Origin of the sequence: Catenulispora sp. EB89, from assembly GCF_041261445.1 — a bacterium.
Classification (GTDB): domain Bacteria; phylum Actinomycetota; class Actinomycetes; order Streptomycetales; family Catenulisporaceae; genus Catenulispora.
Genome location: NZ_JBGCCU010000034.1, coordinates 81,731 through 99,381, shown reverse-complemented (window position 1 = coordinate 99,381; position 17,651 = coordinate 81,731). Strand labels below are relative to the sequence as shown.

The following is a 17,651-nucleotide window of genomic DNA, read 5'->3' as shown; positions in this document are numbered from 1 at the left end:
GAGCTGATATATGATCGCCCTCATGGGGGAAGTGACACTGCGGCCGGTCGCAAGCCTGACGGCCCTGAAGGCCATCATCGTGGTCTGGGACCTGGCGTTCATCGCGTACCCGATCTGGCTCGCCACGGCCCACTTCAGCGCGGTTCTGGTCGCGGTGTTCGCCGTCGTCAGCCTCGTCGTCATCGCGGCGGGCACGTTCTTCGGCTGGCTCGGCCTGCAGATGCGGGTCGAAGTCGCACCCGACGCGGTACGCGTCTACTACTTCAAGCCCGGGCCGATCGTCATCCCGCGCGACGGGATCGCCGAGGTACGGGTCGGGCCGATGAGCCGGGGCGGCAACTACTCCCCGTACGTGGTCATGATCGACGGCGGGGCCCGTATGGTGCTGCCGCTCACTTCCCGCACCAAGGACCAGGCGCAGCAGCAGGTCGAGCGGCTGCAGGAGGCGCTGGCCGAGGTCGCGCCCGCCGCTCGCTGAGGACGACGCCGCAGTGAGCGTCGTCGAGCACGAGCTGTCGGAACCCTGGGAAGCCGTGCTCTGCGAACCTGCCGGGGGCAGCGAGGTCGGCGGTAGAGGACCGCGCCTCCCCAACTCAACCCATCCGCGGGCTGTACGAACTCAGCGAGCAGACATTCGCCGACCAGGTGGCCAAGGCGGTGATCCCGGTCGAGCTGGCGCCAGCGGCTGCGGATCGCCGAACGGCGGCGCGCCGCGGGCCGTACGGTCCGGCTGATCAGCCACGGCGATGCCGGGCACCGGGTGCTGTTCCCCGGGGAGTCAGGGCATGCGGCCTCGGAGGCGTTCGACTACGGCGGGACCGAGGATGCCGACCGGCGGCTGGGCCGGCTGGCGTGGCCCTCGGTGCTCGCCGCGCTGTGCGGCGCGTGACGCGGGAGGTCCCGCGCCTCTCAGTTCCCCACCACCACGGCCTTCTGCGCGTCGGCCTCGTCCAGGTTCGGGCCGGTGGGCAGCATCGCCAGTGCGTTCTTGGGCAGTGTCGCGGGGGCGGAGTTGCCGTAGCCGAGGGCGGGGCGGGCTTGGTCGTCGGTGAGCTGGTACTTCGTGCCGGCGTCGGTGATGAGGTAGATCGGGGGTGCCGGGGGCGGGGTCTGGGAGTTCGGCGGGGGCGGGTCGGCGTGGGTGGTCGCCAGGGCGGCGGTGCCCGGGGGGAGGTAGACCTCGTCGGCGACGGTGCCGCCCTGCGGGGCGCCGGTCGGGACGGTGCGGGCGCCGGGCGGGAGGGGGAAGGCCGCGCCGAGGGCTATCTGGGACGGGGTGGTGTCGTCGCCGGTGGCGCAGACCACGGTGCCGGCGCCGAGGGCTCCGACCGGGGCCGGGACGCCGGCCGGGTAGCCCTTGGCGTCGTCGCCGGGCGGGCTCGCGGAGACCGCGGTGGCGTCGGAGACCGAGACCGGGCGGGGCGCCTGCGGGCCGTCGGTGTAGGCGGCGGCGTTGGCGTTGTCCGCCACGATCAGCGCCGCCTCGATCTGCGGGATCGGCTCCAGGCCGTCGGCGCGGACCAGGTAGTACAGGGTCTTGCCGGCCACCGCGTTGTCGACGGTGAGGACCTCGCCGACCTTGCGCTTGACGCTGCCGACGTGCGGTCCGGAGGCGCCGACGCCGGGGACCGCCATCAGCGCCAGGTCGCGGCCCGAGGGCACGGCGTTGAGCCAGGCGGCCGCGACCGGGACGATCGACGCGGCCTGATAGCCCAGGGCGGTCATCACGTTGTCGTCGGCGATCCGGTACTTCAGGCCGCCGGTGATCAGGTAGCGGTCGCCCTTCGGGGTCTGCACCAGCAGGCCGCGGCCGTCGGGGAGGGACACCATGGTGCTCAGCGTCGCGGTGCCGTCGCCGGCGTGGGCCAGCAGCAGGGCGGCGACCGGGCCGGTCTCCTTCGGGATGTCCGAGGTGGCCCGCGAGCACGCCACCGGGTCCGCGTCGCCGATCAGGTTGGTCGCGTCCGGGAGCATGTCAGGGGCGTTCGCTATGCCGAGCGTGGCGCCGCGCGGGGCGTTGCGGAGCAGCTTGGACTGCACCGAGACGGTCTTGACGCCGTTGGCCAGCAGGCGCGCCGAGGCCAGGTTCGTCACCGGGTGCAGGATGCCGCTGTTGTCCATGACGTAGCGGCCGCCGCCGTCCTGGTCCAGGATCACCAGCCCGGTGTGCTGCCAGTCCGGGGGCGGGCTGGGCGCCATCATCCCGGACACCCCGAAGCCGGCCGCGGTCAGCATCGTCGCCACGGCGCCCAGGACGGTGCCCATCACCAGCCGCCGGTGCGGCGGGGTCGGGTGGTTCGGGTCGGAGGTGACCAAGGCGGAGACCAGCCGCCGTCGGAGGAACTGGTACGCCTGGATCTGGTCCCGCTCAGTCCACACTGCGCGCCCCGGTATTTCTCGTGATCGGAAAATCGAGCGGCCCGTCGCGACCTTTTCCGCCATTGAAGGATGGCTGGAGCGCTGTACGAACCAGAGCCAGTATACGTATGATAAGCGAGCGCCAAAAGCATATGCGGGGACCGGTTCGCGTCGAATTCTCGACTGCGTGTCCGGTGGGCGTCGACAGGCGTTTAACGTCCGTTTTCCCGCCGGCTCGAAGAAATATGGTGTCCGCGATGAGCAGTCACGCCGCGCCGGCGGCCGAGATCATGGCTTCCGCTCCCCCGATCCCGACCGCCGCCGTCTCCCCCGCGGCCGTGCCCGACCCGGCCGCGGTGCCGCGCGGCGCGGCGGCGCTGGACTGGATCGCCCCGGTCCGCGGCTGGCAGACCGTGGCCTGGGAGGCCGCCGCGCTGGCCGCCGTCGCCGGGTACGGCCACTCCACCGCGACCGAGGCCACGGCTTACGCCGGCGCGGGCGCGCTGGTCGGCCTGACCTCCGTGCGCTTCCGCGGCCGGCATCTGGCGCAGTGGGCCGATACCCAGGGCCGCTACCGCTACCGCCGGGTCAACACGCGCCGCAGGAAGGACGGGCCGGGCACCGGTGCCGCCGAACCGCTGGCCGCCCTGCTGCCCGATCTGGGCCTGGGCGAGTACGTGGACCGCGCGGGCAACCGGGTCGGCCTGGCCGCCACCGACGGCGGCTGGGTCTCCGCGGTACGGCTGCGCACGACCGAGGACCCGCATGTCGGGACCCTGATAGAGGTGCTGAAGGCGGCCTACGCGGGGACCACGATCCCGCTGGCCAGCGCGCAGCTGGTGGTCTGGACGGCGGCGCCGCCCGAGGCCCCGCTCCAGCAGCAGTCCCAGCAGGCGCAACAAGGTCAGAACAGCCAGCAGGGCCAGCTCCACCAGAACGGCCAGAACGGTCAGAACAGCCAGCAGGCACTCTCCCCGGACCTGGTCGAGACCCAGAGCCTGGCGACCATGCCGTCGCCGGACCTCTCCGAGACGCAGAGCCTGACCGCCATGCCGTCGCCGGACCTGTCCGAGACCATGACCCTGCAGGCCATCACCGACACCATGCAGCCGCCGGGACAGCAGCCAGCGAAGCAGTCCGGGAAGCAGCCGGCGCAACAGTCCGGATCAGCGTCATCAGCGCCGGCATCGCAGGGCTCGCAGAGCTCGCAGTCCCCGCAGTCCGGGCAGCAGCAACAGCCGCAGCAACTCGCCCCGATGCGCGTGACCTGGCTCGCCCTGCGCTACCGGCCGCGTCAGGCCCCGGCCGCGGCCCTGGCCCGCGGCGGCGGCGAACTCGGCTCGGCGCGCGCCGTGGCCAGCGCCGCGCTGGGCCTGGTGGCCCGGCTGGACGAGGCCGGCTACGGCGCGGACGCGCTGGACCAGGCCGAGCTCGGCCAGGAGCTGATGGTGGCGCTGCACGGCGCGGACCCGGCCCCGCCGACCGTCCTGGAGACCTGGCGCGACTGGTCGGCCGGCGCCCTGCGGCAGATCTGCTACGAGCCGCACCGCGCGCTGGACCCGGCCGCGCTGCTCGGCCGCTGGACCCCGGGCGCGGCGTTCACCTGCGCCTCGTACACGCTGAGCCGGACCGCGCGCGGCCGGGTGCGCAGCGAGGCCGCGCTGCGGATCGCCGGGGTCGACGCCGAGAGCCTGGAGCCGCCGTTCCCGGCGATCCGGGCCAACGGCCGGCAGCAGGAGTTCGTGCTGCGGACCATGCCGCTGGCGATCCACCACTGAGCCGCTGGCGATCCACCACTGAGAACGAAAACAGTCGGGCCCTGATCAGGACGCTGTCCCGATCAGGGCCCGACTGCCGGCAACTGCCGGAAAACCGGCGGCCGCGCCGCCCGAAAGGCGCGGCCGCCGTGCCCCGTCAATCAGAGCTTTCGTAGCGGCGGATCAGTGCTGCTTGATGTGCCCGAGGTGCTGGTACACCCCGAGCGCGACCCCGGCGATCGGCAGCAGGGCCACCACGCTGAGGAACTCCGCGACGTCCATGAACCGGGTCCAGTACGGCGAGTGCCGCCCCTGCCCGGCGTGCCGGGCGTAGACGAAGCAGCCCAGGCCCGCCAGCGCCAGCACCGAGACCCCGGCCAGCAGCAGCGACTCCTCGTGCCGCACCACCAGCGAGCCGGCCAGCCAGGTCAGCGAGGCCAGGCCGCTGCCGACCAGCAGCACCCGCTGCACGGTGTCGGTGTAGGACCGCGACCGCAGCATCCAGACCACGCTCAGCAGGCTGACGAACACCACCGGCCAGGTCCCCGGGGCCTTCAGCCCCGCGACGGACCCGGCGACCGCGGACAGGCCGAGCGCGGCCAGCAGGCCGGTGAGCATCCGCTGCGCGGTCGTGGTCTGGTTCAGCACGTCCGGGCCGAGCGTCGGCTCCTCGTTCTCGCGGAACGCGGTGATGTCCGAGGGCACCCGCGGCAGCGGCAGCCGCCCCAAGCGCATCGAGAGCATCGGCGCCCCGGCGGCCAGCGCCGTGGACAGCACGGCCAGCACCACGCCGGCGTGCGCCGCGGTGACGTCGGCCAGCCCGACCACCGCGGCCGTGGCGCCGCCGAGCGCGGCCGCGCCGGCCAGGGCGCCGAACCACGCCGAGTAGTGCTTCACGGTGACGATCGCCGCGGCGCCGTAGACGGCCAGGACGGCCAGCCCCAGCGCCGCCGAACCGCCGTGCAACGGCAGCAGCCGGTGCGGCGGGGGCGCGGACAGACCGGCCAGCACCGCGCCGGGCAGGCCCGCGGCCACGCACGCGATCGCGGCCCGCCGGTCGTGCACGACCCGCGCCAGCAGACCGCCGACCGCCAGCAGCACGACCAGCGCGCCGCCGACCGCGGCGGGCGCCGCGACCTTGCCGGAGAGCAGGGCGAACAGCAGCGCCGTGGCGCCGGCCAGCGCCACCGCGCCGCCGGCCACGCCGACCCGGTGCGCGGTGCTCGGCCGCCAGGCCCCGTCGGAGTTCTCCGAGGCGCTGGCGATCGCGTCGATGACGTCGTCGAACAGCAGCGGCGCGCCCTGGCGCTCGCGCGGGACCAGGTAGAGCACGTCGCCGTCGCGCAGCCCGGAGGCCGCGACGGTGAGCTCCGGCGGCAGCGGCGAGCCGCCGAGCCGGGTCAGCACCCAGCCGGTGTGGCCGGGGCCGGTGTGCCGCTGCGCGTCGGAGAGCCGGACCAGCTCCGGGACCAGCTCGGCGAACGTGGCCTGCACCGGCAGCGCGACGTCGACCCGGGCCCGCGGGCTCACCACGGTGGCGCGCCGGGCCCAGGTCATCCGGTTCGGCCCGGCCTCGCCGGCGGGCGCCGACGAGGTCATCGTCAGCGCGCCGCCGGCCGAGTGACTTCCCGCCACGCCGCTCAGCTCCCCGGTGCGGACTGGGCCGCGTCGATCATCGGCTTGAACTTCTGGCTGCCGGCCTCGGCGACCCGCCCCAGGCCGTCGTTGACCGCCTCCTTGACCAGCTGGCCGAGCTCGTAGGCGTCGCTCTCGCGCATCGCCCGCTCGTCGATGTCGACCGAGACGACCTGGCCGTTGCCTCGCACGGTCACCCGGACCTCGTCCTCCCGGCTGGCGCCGACGACCTCCATCACCTCCAGCTCACGCTGAATGCGCTCGATATCCGCCTGCTGGTCGCGAATCCGCTCCATGAGTGCATTCACATTGGTCGAGAAGTCGATGCTTTCCATTGACTTTTACTCCGCCTTCGCCACGGCCTGTTCTGTGAATTGTCAGGAAACGCCGGCCGAGATGTGCTCGTGCACCTGGCTGCCATTCGTCGGGTCCACCAGAGTGACATCCGTCTGCGTTCCGACCGGCATTGTCACGGTGGTGCTGACACCGTCGTACGTGGTGGTGACGGTGATGTCGCCGGCCGGGGTGGCCGGGGTGCTCGGGGTCGTCGGCGTGGTCGGCGTGGTCGGGGTCGTGGGGTGCGCGACCACCGGGGTGTCGGAGTTGGCCGGCGGGTTGACCGCGTTCCAGCCGCTGTTCTGGCCGTTGCCCACCGACTGCTGCGGCGGGTACTGGTACTGGGCGTTGGTCGGGTACTGGCCCTGCGGGAACTGGTTCAGGTTCGGGATCTGCGTGTTCGGGATCTGGGTGTTCGGGAACTGGCCGTTCTGGGTCTGGTTCTGGCCCGGGATCGTCGCACCGTTGCCGACCGGCACCTGCGGCGGGGTGTACGGGACGCCGCCCCCGCTGGGCATGCCGTTCTGCCCGCTGCCGTTCTGCGAGCCGCCGTTCTGGAACTGCGTGCCGATGCCGCTGTTCAGCTTCTGCTGGTACTGGCTCATGGTCTGCGCCAGCGCCGGGTCCTGCCCGCCGCTGTTGGCCACGTTCTGCCCGGTGGTGCTGGCGATCTGCGGCGGGGCCTTGAGCTGGTTGGTGGAGCCGGTGCTGGACGGACCGGACAGGGCCCCCGACGGCGGGACCTGGTTGCCGTGCGAGCCGGAGCTGATCAGCTTCTCGATGTCACCGATGATCTTGATGACCGTGGTGACCTCCTGCATCAGCTGGCCGCCGCCGAGCGCGGAGAGCATGGCCTCGATGCCGTTGATGAAGGCGCGCAGCGCGGCGCTGACCGAGGTGGACAGCGAGACCGCGGCCCAGTAGGTCCACCAGTTCGAGGCCAGCGACTGGACCGCCGGGTTCACCGCGTTGACCACGCTGGTGTACCCGGTCTGGGCGGCCTTGATCAGGGTGCTGGAGGTGGTCAGCAGGTCCGAGGAGACCTGGATGACCTTGACGATCTGCTCGAAGGAGTTCAGGGTGTCCGTGAACTTCTTGACCGCGGTCTGCGAGGCCTGCCCGCCCCAGGCCTTCTCCAGGTTCTGGGTCGCGGTCCGCGCCTGGTTGATCAGCGAGAGGAACTGCTCAGCCTGCTTGAGACGCTGGGCAACGAGCTTCTCGATGCTCTCCGGGGAGCCGGTCGCTATCTGGGCCACGAAGGTGCCGGGGCCGCCGCCCATCGCGGTGGCGTCCATAGCGCTGGAGTTCGGTATCACGAACATGTCGCACCGCCTGCCTGGTAGTCGGGGGTGGAAGTCACAAGGGTCGTCGATGATCGAGCTTCAGGCTAGAACGGCGGCCCGGAGCTGGTGGACGGCAAAAGTACCCACCTGTCCTTAGCCCCCGTGCCCGTACATTGAGCGCGCATCTTGAGAAGACCAAGGATTGCGGGAGTGACCTAGCGGTGATGCCGACGACCCTGACCCCGCCCGCGCGAACCGACCGCCGGGGTGCGGGTTCGCCGAACGGGGAGATCCAGCTGCAGGCTCCGCCGGTCCTGGCCAAGGGCTCGGGCTCGGGACTCAACCAGCTGATGTTCATGCTGCCGATGATGCTCGGGATGGGCGTCATGTCGTTCTCCTCGATGGGCGGCAAGGGCGGTGCGATGACATATGTCTTCGGCGCCCTCTACGGCAGCACCATGATCGGCATGATCCTGATGTCGCTCACCCGCGGCAGCGCCCAGAAGAAGGCACAGATCAACAACGAGCGCCGGGACTACCACCGGTACCTGGCGTCCCTGCGCGGCCAGGTGCGGGACGTGGCGGCCGCGCAGCGCGCGACGCTGACCGTCACCCGCCCGGAGCCGGCCGACCTGTGGCTGCGGGTGGCGCAGGGCCGGGCCTGGGAGCGGCGCCGGACCGACGACGACTTCGGGCACGCCCGGGTCGGCCGCGGCCCGCAGCGCCTGGCGACCCCGCTGCGCGCGCCGCAGACCGCCCCGCTGGAGGATCTGGACCCGGTGTCCTCGGCCTCGCTGCGGCAGTTCATCCGCACCTACATGACGGTGCCGGACCTGCCGGTGGCGCTGTCGCTGCGGGCGTTCGCCTCGGTCTCGGTCAGCGGCGACCGCGACAGCACCGTGCCGCTGGTCCGGGCCCTGATCGCGCAGCTGACCACGTTCCACTCGCCGGAGGACCTCAAGATCGCGCTGTGCCTGGCCGACAACAGCCGCGCCACCTGGGACTGGACCAAGTGGCTGCCGCACGCGCAGGCGCCGGCGGCGAACTCCGACGCGGTCGGCCCGGCCCGGCTGGCCGCCGGCGACCTGGGGACGCTGGCCGAGCTGCTGGGCAGCGACCTGGGGACGCGGCCGTCCTTCGGCTCCGGGCGCGGCGCGGGCACCGAGAACCCGCACCTGCTGGTGATCGTGGACGGCGGCCGGACCTTCGGCGACACCACGCTGGCGCCGCTGTCCGGGCTGCAGGGCGTGACGATCATCGACCTGGCGGGCCCCGAGCCCTCCCCGATCCCCCGGCCGTTCCAGGGCCGGCTGCACGTCGGCGGCGAGCGCATGGGCATGGTCGTCGGCGAGGGCAAGGACCGGCACCTGGAGTTCCTGGGGCACCCGGACGGGCTGGACGCCGCCACCGCCGAGGCGCTGGCGCGCCGGCTGGCCGGGACGTACCAGGGTGCGCCGACCGCCGCGGCCTCTCCGATGTCGGCGAACTTCGGCCTGCCGGAGCTGCTGGGCATCGGCGACCCCGAAGAGCTGGACGTGGCCCGCAGCTGGCTGCCGCGCTCGGCGCGGGACCGGCTGCGGGTGCCGATCGGCCTGGACCCGGAGGGCCGGCCGCTGGAGATGGACCTGAAGGAGGCGGCCGAGGACGGGATGGGGCCGCACGGCCTGGTGATCGGCGCGACCGGCTCCGGCAAGAGCGAGCTGCTGCGCACCCTGGTGGCCGGTCTGGTGGCCACCCACTCCTCCGAGACGCTGAACCTGGCGCTGGTCGACTTCAAGGGCGGCGCGACGTTCGCCGGCATGGCCGGGCTGCCGCACGTGTGCGCGGTCATCACCAACCTGTCCGAGGAGCTGACCCTGGTCGACCGCATGGCCGACGCCATCAACGGCGAGGTGCTGCGGCGCCAGGAGCTGCTGCGGGAGAAGGGCAACTACGCCTCGGTCCGCGACTACGAGCGGGCCCGGGCCAAGGGCGCGGACCTGGAGCCGCTGCCGGCGCTGCTGGTCATCATCGACGAGTTCAGCGAGCTGCTGTCGAACCGGCCGGAGATGATCGACCTGTTCGTGATGATCGGCCGGCTGGGCCGGTCGCTGGCGATCCACCTGCTGCTGGCCTCGCAGCGTCTTGAGGAGGGCCGGCTGCGCGGACTGGACGCGCACCTGTCGTACCGGGTCGGTCTGCGCACGTTCTCGGCGGCCGAGAGCCGCGCGGTGCTCGGCGTCCCGGACGCCTACCACCTGCCGTCGGTCCCGGGGTCGGCGTACCTGAAGACCGACACCGAGACGCTGCTGCGGTTCAAGGCGGCCTACGTCTCCGGGCCCATGCCGGCCCGCCGCCGCGGCTCCTCCGGCAGCGCGCACCGCCGGATCCTGCCGTTCACTCTGGAGCGGGTGGTCGACAACGCGGCCCCGCCGCCGACCGCCGAACCGGACCCGGCCGAGCTGCTGACCCCGGCGGCCGGCGGCGGCGGGCCCAGCATCATGGACGCGATGGTGGCCGCTCTGGTGGGCAAGGGCCCGGCGGCGCACCAGATCTGGCTGCCGCCGCTGGACGAGCCGGTGTCGCTGGACGCCATCTTGACCAACCTGGCCGTCGATCCGGCGCGCGGGCTGTGCCCGGCCGGCTGGGGCGGCCTGGGCCGGCTCACGGTGCCGCTGGCGCTCGTGGACAAGCCGTTCGAGCAGCGCCGGGACCTGCTGTGGGTGGACCTGTCCGGGGCCGCCGGGCACGCGATGATCGTCGGCGGCCCGCAGAGCGGCAAGAGCACGATGGTCCGGACCCTGATCAGCTCGCTGGCGCTGACGCACACGCCGGAGGAGGTCCAGTTCTTCATCCTGGACACCGGCGGCGGCGCGCTGTCCACGGTCAGCGGCCTGCCGCACGTCGGCGGGTACGCCACCCGGCGCGACGGGGAACGCGTGCGCCGCATCGTCGGCGAGCTGACCGCGCTGCTGGCCGAGCGCGAGCAGCTGTTCGCGCAGGCCGCGGTGGACTCGGCGGCGGCGTTCCGGGCCCGGCGCGCGGAACTGGCCGCCCACGCCCTGGACGGCCGGGCCTTCGGCGACGTCTTCCTGGTCATCGACGACTGGACCACGCTGCGCGCGGACTACGAGGCGCTGGAGGAGCCGATCACCGCGATCGCCCAGCGCGGTCTGGGCTTCGGCATCCACGTGATCATCACCAACGGCCGCGCGATGACCGTGCGCCCGGCCATGCGCGACATCATCGGCACCCGGCTGGAGCTGCGCCTGGGCGACCCCGGCGAGTCGCTGATCGACCGCCGGGCGGCGAACAACGTCCCGGCCGGGCGGCCGGGGCGCGGGCTGACGCCGGACAAGCTGCACTTCCTGGCCGCGCTGCCCCGGATCGACGGCGGGACCTCCGCTGAGACCGTCGGCGCCGGCACCGCGGACCTGGTCCAGCGGATCGCCGCGGCCTGGACCGGACCGGCCGCGCCGCAGGTCCGGATGCTCCCGGCGGAGATCGCGCCGGCCGAGGTCAGGGCGCTGCTGCCGACGCCGCGCAAGGGCCGCGCGGTCCCGTTCGGGATCTCCGAGGCCGACCTGCAGCCGGTGTACGCGGACTTCGACGCCGACCCGCACTTCATCGCCTTCGGCGACGTGGAGAGCGGCAAGAGCGGCCTGATGCGCACCATCGCGGCCGGCATCATGGCCGACTACACCCCCGAGCAGGCCGCGATCGCGGTCATCGACTACCGGCGCGGGATGTTGGACGCCGTCACCGGCGAGCACCTGCTCGGCTACGCCGCCGCCGAACCGGCCGCCGTGGACTTGGTCGGCAACCTCGCCGAGGCCATGCGCCGCCGGCTGCCGGGCCCGGAGGTCACCCCCGAGCAGCTGCGCGACCGCAGCTGGTGGAAGGGCCCGCACCTGTTCGTGCTCGTCGACGACTACGAGCTGGTCGCCATCCCGGGCCGCAACCCGCTGCAGCCGCTGCTGGAGTACCTGGCGCAGGCCCGCGACATCGGCCTGCACCTGGTGGTCGCGCGCGGCGCCGGCGGTGCCGGACGCGGTCTGTTCGAGCCGGTGCTGCAGCGGATGCGCGAGCTCGGCTCCCCGGGCCTGGTGATGTCCGGGAGCAAGGACGAGGGGCCGCTGCTGGGCACCACCAAGGCCGGGCCGCAGCCGCCCGGGCGCGGGATCCTGGTGCACCGGCGCTCGGCGCCGGGGCAGGCCCAGGTGGCCTGGACGCCGCCGGCCAAGTAACGGCACTGAGCAGAACTGAACAGAAGGCGAATGAGCGGCGTGGTTCCGGCAGCGGATAAGAGTGCTGACGGTCCCGCCCCCGCCCGTCTCCCACCACCACCCGTTGTGGAGACGCTGCGCGTCACAAGCACATAGCTGCGTGGGTACTTGTGCCGTCGCTGCGACCGGCAGTTGTGCCGTGTGGTGGTAGTGCACAGATTCCCTAACGTATCGGTTATCGGCCGGAGGATGCTCCGGCCACCCCCAACCACGGGTTCCCAGACAGAAGGAGGTGGCCCTCGTGGCCGGTCCCGGTTTCCTGAGTGACGCCGCTGCGATGACGCAGGCGATCCAGGGCTTTTCGGAGTGCGCCGCTAACGCGAAGAAGACCATGTCCGACCTGGAGAACGACCTGACCTCGACCCTGGCCCAGTACCAGGGCAACCAGGCCATCGCGTTCTGGAACCTGCACACCGAGCTGCAGGAGCAGATGACGGTCGCCTCGCGCGAGATCGACGTCATGTCCGACCTGGTGAACAAGAGCTTCCAGACCTACGGCGCCAGCGACCAGACGGTGTCCGACACCCTGCGCCAGGTCGCCAGCAGCGCCGGCAACAGCAACAGCGTGCTGTCCCGCCTCGGCGGCGTCTGAGCTTCCCGCACCACACCGACTTCCTGAAGGGATCAAGGCAATGACCGCAGACCAGATCAGCGTCAACTTCGGCGCCCTGCAGGCCAGCGCGGGCTCGCTGTCCACGAAGGCCGCCGCTCTCACCTCGGCGCTGGAGGAACTGCTCCGCAACCTCCAGCCGATGAAGCAGACCTGGGTCGAGTCCGGCTCCTCCGCCGGTGTCGCGGCCGACCAGGCCGAGACCAAGCTGCGCGCGGCGACGAACGACATCATCGCCACCATCAACCAGTTCTCGGCCAAGGTCACCGAGGCCCACGACCTGCAGTACTCGGCCGAGCAGACCATGACGGGCTACTTCGCCTGACTGGACCGCCGTCGGGCACGGCGCACCCCCCCCCAACCCCGGCGGGACCCCCCTCCCGCCGGCCGTGCCCACGGCACCGGCCGCCTCGGCGGCCGGGTCCGGTTCCACCAGCCCCGACCAATCCACCAGGAGCTGTGAGCGATGTCCGAGCCCTCGCCCGAACAGTCCTTCTCCATCCACCTGAAGTCGCTGACTGATTTCGCCGACGAGTTCACGACGCAGATCCAGAGCCTTCAGGCCCCGATGGACCATCTCGCCACCATGTCCGGGACGCCACCGCAGTACGGCGCCTTCCACGAGGCCTGGTCTCTGGGTGCCGGCGAACAGGCCGCCATCGAGGAGATGTTCAATCTGCTCGGGCAGGTCAAACAGGCGGTCGCGTTCGCCGGCGACGTCACCGGCACGGTGGCCGACAACTACCGGAACGCCGACGAGGACATCGCCTACGGCCTCGGCGGCCCGCCGCAGAACACGTACGGCGGCGGCCCGGTGTCCGGCCCGTGGGGCGGCGGGGACCCGTACGGCGGGCAGAACCAGAACCAGCAGTACCCGCCGTACAGCGACCCGACGCAGAACAACCAGGGCAACCAGGTCATCGCGACCCCGGTGTCCACGCAGACCAATCCCAACTGGGTCCCGAACCAGAACACCAGCGGACCCTTCCCCGGCACGCCGCTGACGGCGGTGCCGGTCGCCGGCGCGTTGCTGGGCGGTGCGCTGCTCGGCGTCGTCGGCAAGTCCAAGGCGAACGCGAACCAGGCGCCGCCGGCCGGCACCACCTCCGGCGGCCAGACGTTCGACGACTCCTTCGACAGCGGCGGCTCCGACTCCTCGCTGTGGACGCCGCCGCCGGCCCCGGGCCAGGAAGCCCCCTGGACCGCCGCCTTCCCCGGCTCTCCGCAAGGAGGTTCGTGACCCATGCCCACGTCTCCGACTTCCGACGGAGTCACCGACTTCTCCCAGTACACGCTGCCGCAGCTGTCGCAGATGCTGTTCGAGAGCGACCCCGCCTCCGGCACCACCCAGGCCCAGACCTGGGACGCCACCGGCAAGATGCTGCACGAGCAGGCCTCGAACCTGGAGGGCCGGCTGCGGCACTTCGACGGCGAGTGGTCCGGTACCGCCTCCGACGAGTACAAGCGGATGGTGACCGACCTGGTCACCGGCCTGCGCAAGGTCGCCGACACCTCGCTGCAGATGCGGGACCTGACCTACGACGCGGTCGACTCGCTGACCGCGGCGCGGGCGGCGATGCCGGCCGCGGTCGACGTGCCGGTGATCCCGCCGACCACGCTGGCGCTGGCCACCACCCCGCTGCCGATCGACGCCACCACCTCGCCGGCCGCGGCCGCGCAGATGCAGGCCGACCAGGCCCGCGCGGTGTCGGCGGTGCAGGCGCAGCAGGCCGCGGTCAGCGCGTCCAACGCCGCGCACGCGCAGGCGGTGGCGGTGATGCGGACCCTGGCCGACAGCTACGTGGTCGCCCAGAACCGCTTCCCCCCGACCCCCGGCGGCGCCACCCCGTCGGTGAACGGCGCCGGCCAGCCCATCGGGCTCGCGCCCAACGCCACCCCGGTGCAGCTGAACAGCAACGGCGTCCCGATCCTGCTGACCGACACCACGACGAACACCCAGAACCAGGTTCCCGGGCAGCCCACGGCTCCGGGCCAGCAGAACCAGGGCTCGCAATCGCTGTTCGGCGACATGTTCACGGTCGGCCTGGCGGCGGCCGCGGCGGCAGCCGGCGGCAAGTTCGCCACCTCCGGCACCGCCGGGCAGAACTGGATGCTCGGCGGGCAGAACAACTCCCAGCTGAACACCCAGCTCAACGGCAACACCCCGATCACCGGGCGCCTGACGCCCGTCGCGAACCCGAACGGCACGAAGGACGACGCCTCCAAGCACGCCGCGGTGGACGCCGCCGGGGTGCTCGGCTCGCGCTACCTGGCCGGCAAGTTCGGCGGCGGCGGCGGGGGCGCCGGCGGCATCGGCTCGATCAAGGGCGTCACCGCGGACCCGTCCGCGGCCAACGCGGCAGCCGACGCGGCGAAGAACCTCACCGCCACGGAAGCCCAGGTGGCCAACGACTTCGGCGGCGGCGTGCTGGGCGCCGGCGGCGCGGCGGCGGCCGCCGCGAGCCGCGGCGGAATGATGCCGATGATGCCGATGAGCGGCATGGCCGGCGGCGGCATGGGCGGCGACGCCAACCGGCGCATCCCGGCGTGGCTGGTCGAGACCGAGGACGTCTGGGGCGCCAGCGCCCCGGTCTCCCCCGGTGTCATCGGCGGCGATCTGTAGCCACGGCCGGTGGCCGCCGCCTGTGCGGCGGCCACCGGCGGTCGGATCCGACCGCCGGCATCCTCATCCCAACCTCGACAGGGAGCGTTCATGACCAGCCAGATCGGGAGCAGCTCGCTCCCGCCGTTCACCGTCTCCACGCCCGGAGTGCAGACGGCGATATCCCAGCTCCAGTCCGTGACCGGGGGCTCGCATTCGGTCGTCGGCGAGATCGAGACCCTGGTCCTGGACATCATGAGCTTCGCCGGCATCGGCTCGGCGGTCGGCAGCGCCAACAACAGCCTGCACAGCCAGCTGACCGGCAGCCTGGGCAAGGTCGTCAGCTTCATCGAGACGCTCACCGGAGCGATCAACACGGTGCTGAAGGACTACAACGCACTGGACCAGAAGACCGCCGACAGCTACAAGAGCCTGTCGCTGAACGGCGGCCAGACCAACGGCCAGGCGCAGCCCGCCGCACAGCACCCTGTCACCCCCGCGGCCACCCCGGCCCACACCCCGACCGTGCCGGCCGCGGCGGCCACGACCGCCGCGGCCGGCACGCACCAGACCCTGCCGAACGGCTTCGTCACGGGCCTGATGCACTCCGAAGGCGCCAGCGGCAACCAGGGCGGCGTCCCCGAGGTCTACGGCTTCCGGCAGAGCAGCCACAACGGCTACGACCAGATCATGGCCGCCCGCAACCAGTACGGCCAGGGCAGCCCCGAGGAGCAGGCGGTGGTCGCGAACCTGCTCAGCCAGCACGCCGACCAGGCCGGCGCCCAGGACTTCACCGACCCCGGCATCCGCGCCGCCATCGCCTCCAGCGCCCACATGCGCGGCATCGGCGGCACCCGCGCGATCCTGAACTCGATGGCCACCGGCGACACCCCGGTGACCTCGGCGAACTCGGTGTCGGCGGACAACATGACGGCCCTGCAGCAGATGACGCCGGACCAGTTCCAGCAGGCGTTCCACGACGCCCGCATCAACTACGACCAGACCGTCTACGGCAACACCCACACCACGGTGCACGGCCAGCGGATGACGTTCTGGGACGCGTACGGCCACGGGCTGACCACGCGGTACGACCGCGAGATGACGCAGTACGAAGGGTATTCGCAGGCTGCGCAGGGCGGCGGGCAGTAAGGGGGCTATCGCCTGGCGCCTTTGCGCGGGCGCACGGCGCGGGTATCGCCGATGTCGCCGACGGTTGTGGCCGGTCCGGGGGTTCGGACCGGCCACAACCGTTTTCTGGTGTGGGGGCACCCGCTCAGCGTGCCGCGACAGCTTCCGGTTCCGGCTCTGCGGCAGCAGCGGCAGCCGACGCCGCACCGGCCCCCGCGCGACGCAGCCTCGGCAGCAGCAGTCCCGCCACCGCCCCGACCACCGCGAGCCCGGCAGCAGTCTCCATCGCCGCGGTGAACCCGTGCGTGAAGCTCGCCACCGTCGCGTAGCTCCCCGAACCCGCGAACACCGCGACCGACACCGCCGTGCCGAACAGCGCCCCGAACTGCCGCAGCATGCTGAAAGCACCCGAGGCCTGCCCGATCTGCTGCGGCTGCACCGAACTGACCACCGCCTTCTGCGTCGGCGGGATCGCCGTGGACACCCCGGCCCCGCTGACGACCAGCGCCGGCACCATCGCCGGGTAGCCGACATGCCGTCCCGCCAGCACGCCGATCGCGGCCAGCCCGAGCGCCTGCAGCGTCAGCCCGCCGGCCACCAGCCGCCGCTCGCCGAACCGGTCCGCCAGCCGCCCGGACAACGGGCCGAACACCAGCAGCGTCGCCGTGAACGGCATCATCCGGACCCCCGCGCCGAACGGGCCGTAGTGCAGGACGGTCTGGTAGTACTGCGCCAGGAAGTACAGCTGCGCGTACATCGAGGCGGTCATCGTGAAGCTCGCGACGTTGCCCGCCGAGAACGCCCGGGCCTTGAAGAAGCCCATCGGGACCATCGGCGCCGGCGAGCGCCGCTCCCACAGGACGAAGCCGACCATCAGCACCACCCCGGCGGCCGTGGCGCCCAGCGTCTCGGCCGACAGCCAGCCCGCGTCGTTGCCCCGCACCAGCGCCCACACCAGGCCCAACACGCCGCCGGTGGTGAGCACGACGCCGACCAGGTCCAGCCGTGCCTGCGGGCCGCGGGACTCGCTCATCTTCAGCAGCACCCCGGCGATGACCAGCACTCCGACCGGGACGTTGACCCAGAACAGCCACTGCCAGGCCAGTCCCTGCGCCACCACGCCGCCGACGAACGGGCCGCCGGCCGTGGCCAGGCCGATGATGCCGGCCGAGACGCCCATCGCGCGGCCCCGCTCCCGGGGCGGGAACGCCGCCCCGAGCTGCGCGATCGCCAGCGGCATGATGACCGCCGCGCCCACGCCCTGCACGGCGCGCGCCGTGATCAGCTCCGCGACGGTCGAGGACAGGCCGCAGGCGGCCGAGGCCGCGGTGAACAGCGCCAGGCCCGCGACGAAGACCCGGCGGCGGCCGAAGCGGTCGCCGAGCGCCGAGGCGGTGAGCATCAGGACGGCGAAGGTGAGGATGTAGGCGCTGACGGTCCACTCCAGCGCTTCGACGGAGGTGTGCAGCGATCTGCGGATGGTGGTCAGCGCGGTGGTGACGATGGTGCCGTCCAGCGCGATCATGAAGGCGGCCAGCGAGGTCAGCGTCAGGACCCAACGCTGCGCGGCCGTCATCGGCGGCTTCCGGTCCGTGCCCACTGGCTTTCGGTCTGTGCCCACTGTGGTACCCATGCCGGTTCTGACCCCCGCCGCGGCCCGGATTGGTCGCGCCGCGA

14 protein-coding genes are annotated in these 17,651 nt (G+C 72.5%); 9 read left to right on the top strand and 5 right to left on the bottom strand.

Going from position 1 to position 17,651, the window contains the following annotated elements; all coding sequences use genetic code 11:
• Positions 1 to 22: 22 nt before the first annotated feature.
• Both ABH920_RS44400 and ABH920_RS44395 read left to right on the top strand, forming a co-directional pair.
• Positions 23 to 478, top strand: coding sequence for a hypothetical protein (locus tag ABH920_RS44400; protein WP_370355369.1), 456 nt, complete (start codon positions 23 to 25; stop codon positions 476 to 478).
• Positions 479 to 760: 282 nt separating this feature from the next.
• Positions 761 to 889, top strand: a complete 129-nt coding sequence (locus ABH920_RS44395) for a hypothetical protein (protein ID WP_370355368.1) — start codon at positions 761 to 763, stop codon at positions 887 to 889.
• Positions 890 to 909: 20 nt separating this feature from the next.
• Here the strand turns inward: ABH920_RS44395 and eccB are convergent, their stop codons facing one another.
• Positions 910 to 2,379, bottom strand: a complete 1,470-nt coding sequence (gene eccB / locus ABH920_RS44390; RefSeq protein ID WP_370355367.1) for a type VII secretion protein EccB — start codon at positions 2,377 to 2,379, stop codon at positions 910 to 912.
• Between the two features lie 236 nt (positions 2,380 to 2,615).
• Here eccB and ABH920_RS44385 point away from each other — a divergent pair, with 236 nt between their 5' ends.
• Positions 2,616 to 4,136 carry a type VII secretion protein EccE gene (locus ABH920_RS44385; RefSeq protein ID WP_370355366.1) on the top strand — a complete coding sequence of 507 codons (1,521 nt, stop codon included), beginning with the start codon at positions 2,616 to 2,618 and terminating at the stop codon, positions 4,134 to 4,136.
• Positions 4,137 to 4,298: 162 nt separating this feature from the next.
• Here the strand turns inward: ABH920_RS44385 and eccD are convergent, their stop codons facing one another.
• The 3 genes from eccD to ABH920_RS44370 are packed head-to-tail and all read right to left on the bottom strand — an operon-like array spanning position 4,299 to position 7,408.
• The gene (eccD, locus tag ABH920_RS44380; RefSeq protein WP_370355365.1) at positions 4,299 to 5,750 is read right to left on the bottom strand and encodes a type VII secretion integral membrane protein EccD; all 1,452 of its coding nucleotides are present in this window, start codon (positions 5,748 to 5,750) and stop codon (positions 4,299 to 4,301) included.
• Between the two features lie 5 nt (positions 5,751 to 5,755).
• Positions 5,756 to 6,085: a YbaB/EbfC family nucleoid-associated protein gene (locus ABH920_RS44375; RefSeq protein ID WP_370355364.1), complete on the bottom strand. Its 330-nt coding sequence runs from the start codon at positions 6,083 to 6,085 to the stop codon at positions 5,756 to 5,758.
• Positions 6,086 to 6,127: 42 nt separating this feature from the next.
• Complete coding sequence (locus ABH920_RS44370; protein WP_370355363.1) at positions 6,128 to 7,408, bottom strand: hypothetical protein; 1,281 nt, start codon at positions 7,406 to 7,408, stop codon at positions 6,128 to 6,130.
• Positions 7,409 to 7,593: 185 nt separating this feature from the next.
• Here ABH920_RS44370 and eccCa point away from each other — a divergent pair, with 185 nt between their 5' ends.
• From eccCa to ABH920_RS44340, 6 genes are all read left to right on the top strand, one after another.
• Positions 7,594 to 11,595, top strand: coding sequence for a type VII secretion protein EccCa (gene eccCa, locus ABH920_RS44365; protein ID WP_370355362.1), 4,002 nt, complete (start codon positions 7,594 to 7,596; stop codon positions 11,593 to 11,595).
• A 280-nt stretch (positions 11,596 to 11,875) separates the two neighbouring features.
• Complete coding sequence (locus tag ABH920_RS44360; RefSeq protein WP_370355361.1) at positions 11,876 to 12,226, top strand: WXG100 family type VII secretion target; 351 nt, start codon at positions 11,876 to 11,878, stop codon at positions 12,224 to 12,226.
• 40 nt (positions 12,227 to 12,266) lie between these two features.
• Positions 12,267 to 12,569, top strand: a complete 303-nt coding sequence (locus tag ABH920_RS44355) for a WXG100 family type VII secretion target (protein ID WP_370355360.1) — start codon at positions 12,267 to 12,269, stop codon at positions 12,567 to 12,569.
• A 141-nt stretch (positions 12,570 to 12,710) separates the two neighbouring features.
• Positions 12,711 to 13,484 (top strand): hypothetical protein, encoded by a 774-nt coding sequence (locus ABH920_RS44350; RefSeq protein WP_370355359.1) that lies wholly within the window; start codon positions 12,711 to 12,713, stop codon positions 13,482 to 13,484.
• A gap of 3 nt (positions 13,485 to 13,487) precedes the next feature.
• Complete coding sequence (locus ABH920_RS44345) at positions 13,488 to 14,867, top strand: hypothetical protein (RefSeq protein ID WP_370355358.1); 1,380 nt, start codon at positions 13,488 to 13,490, stop codon at positions 14,865 to 14,867.
• 90 nt (positions 14,868 to 14,957) lie between these two features.
• On the top strand, positions 14,958 to 15,995 hold the full coding sequence (locus tag ABH920_RS44340; protein WP_370355357.1) for a hypothetical protein: 1,038 nt from the start codon (positions 14,958 to 14,960) through the stop codon (positions 15,993 to 15,995).
• Between the two features lie 124 nt (positions 15,996 to 16,119).
• Here the strand turns inward: ABH920_RS44340 and ABH920_RS44335 are convergent, their stop codons facing one another.
• Entirely contained in the window at positions 16,120 to 17,550 is a 1,431-nt protein-coding gene (locus ABH920_RS44335; RefSeq protein WP_370355356.1) for an MFS transporter, read from the bottom strand.
• Positions 17,551 to 17,651: the final 101 nt, after the last annotated feature.

Excerpts from the sequence above, each read along its gene's own strand:
- ABH920_RS44355 (WP_370355360.1), top strand. The coding sequence starts at position 12,267 with ATGACCGCAGACCAGATCAGCGTCAACTTCGGCGCCCTGCAGGCCAGC.
- ABH920_RS44400 (WP_370355369.1), top strand. The coding sequence starts at position 23 with ATGGGGGAAGTGACACTGCGGCCGGTCGCAAGCCTGACGGCCCTGAAG.
- ABH920_RS44345 (WP_370355358.1), top strand. The coding sequence starts at position 13,488 with ATGCCCACGTCTCCGACTTCCGACGGAGTCACCGACTTCTCCCAGTAC.
- eccCa (WP_370355362.1), top strand. The coding sequence starts at position 7,594 with ATGCCGACGACCCTGACCCCGCCCGCGCGAACCGACCGCCGGGGTGCG.
- ABH920_RS44340 (WP_370355357.1), top strand. The coding sequence starts at position 14,958 with ATGACCAGCCAGATCGGGAGCAGCTCGCTCCCGCCGTTCACCGTCTCC.
- ABH920_RS44385 (WP_370355366.1), top strand. The coding sequence starts at position 2,616 with ATGAGCAGTCACGCCGCGCCGGCGGCCGAGATCATGGCTTCCGCTCCC.
- ABH920_RS44335 (WP_370355356.1), bottom strand. The coding sequence starts at position 17,550 with ATGACGGCCGCGCAGCGTTGGGTCCTGACGCTGACCTCGCTGGCCGCC.
- ABH920_RS44350 (WP_370355359.1), top strand. The coding sequence starts at position 12,711 with ATGTCCGAGCCCTCGCCCGAACAGTCCTTCTCCATCCACCTGAAGTCG.
- ABH920_RS44375 (WP_370355364.1), bottom strand. The coding sequence starts at position 6,085 with ATGGAAAGCATCGACTTCTCGACCAATGTGAATGCACTCATGGAGCGG.
- ABH920_RS44370 (WP_370355363.1), bottom strand. The coding sequence starts at position 7,408 with ATGTTCGTGATACCGAACTCCAGCGCTATGGACGCCACCGCGATGGGC.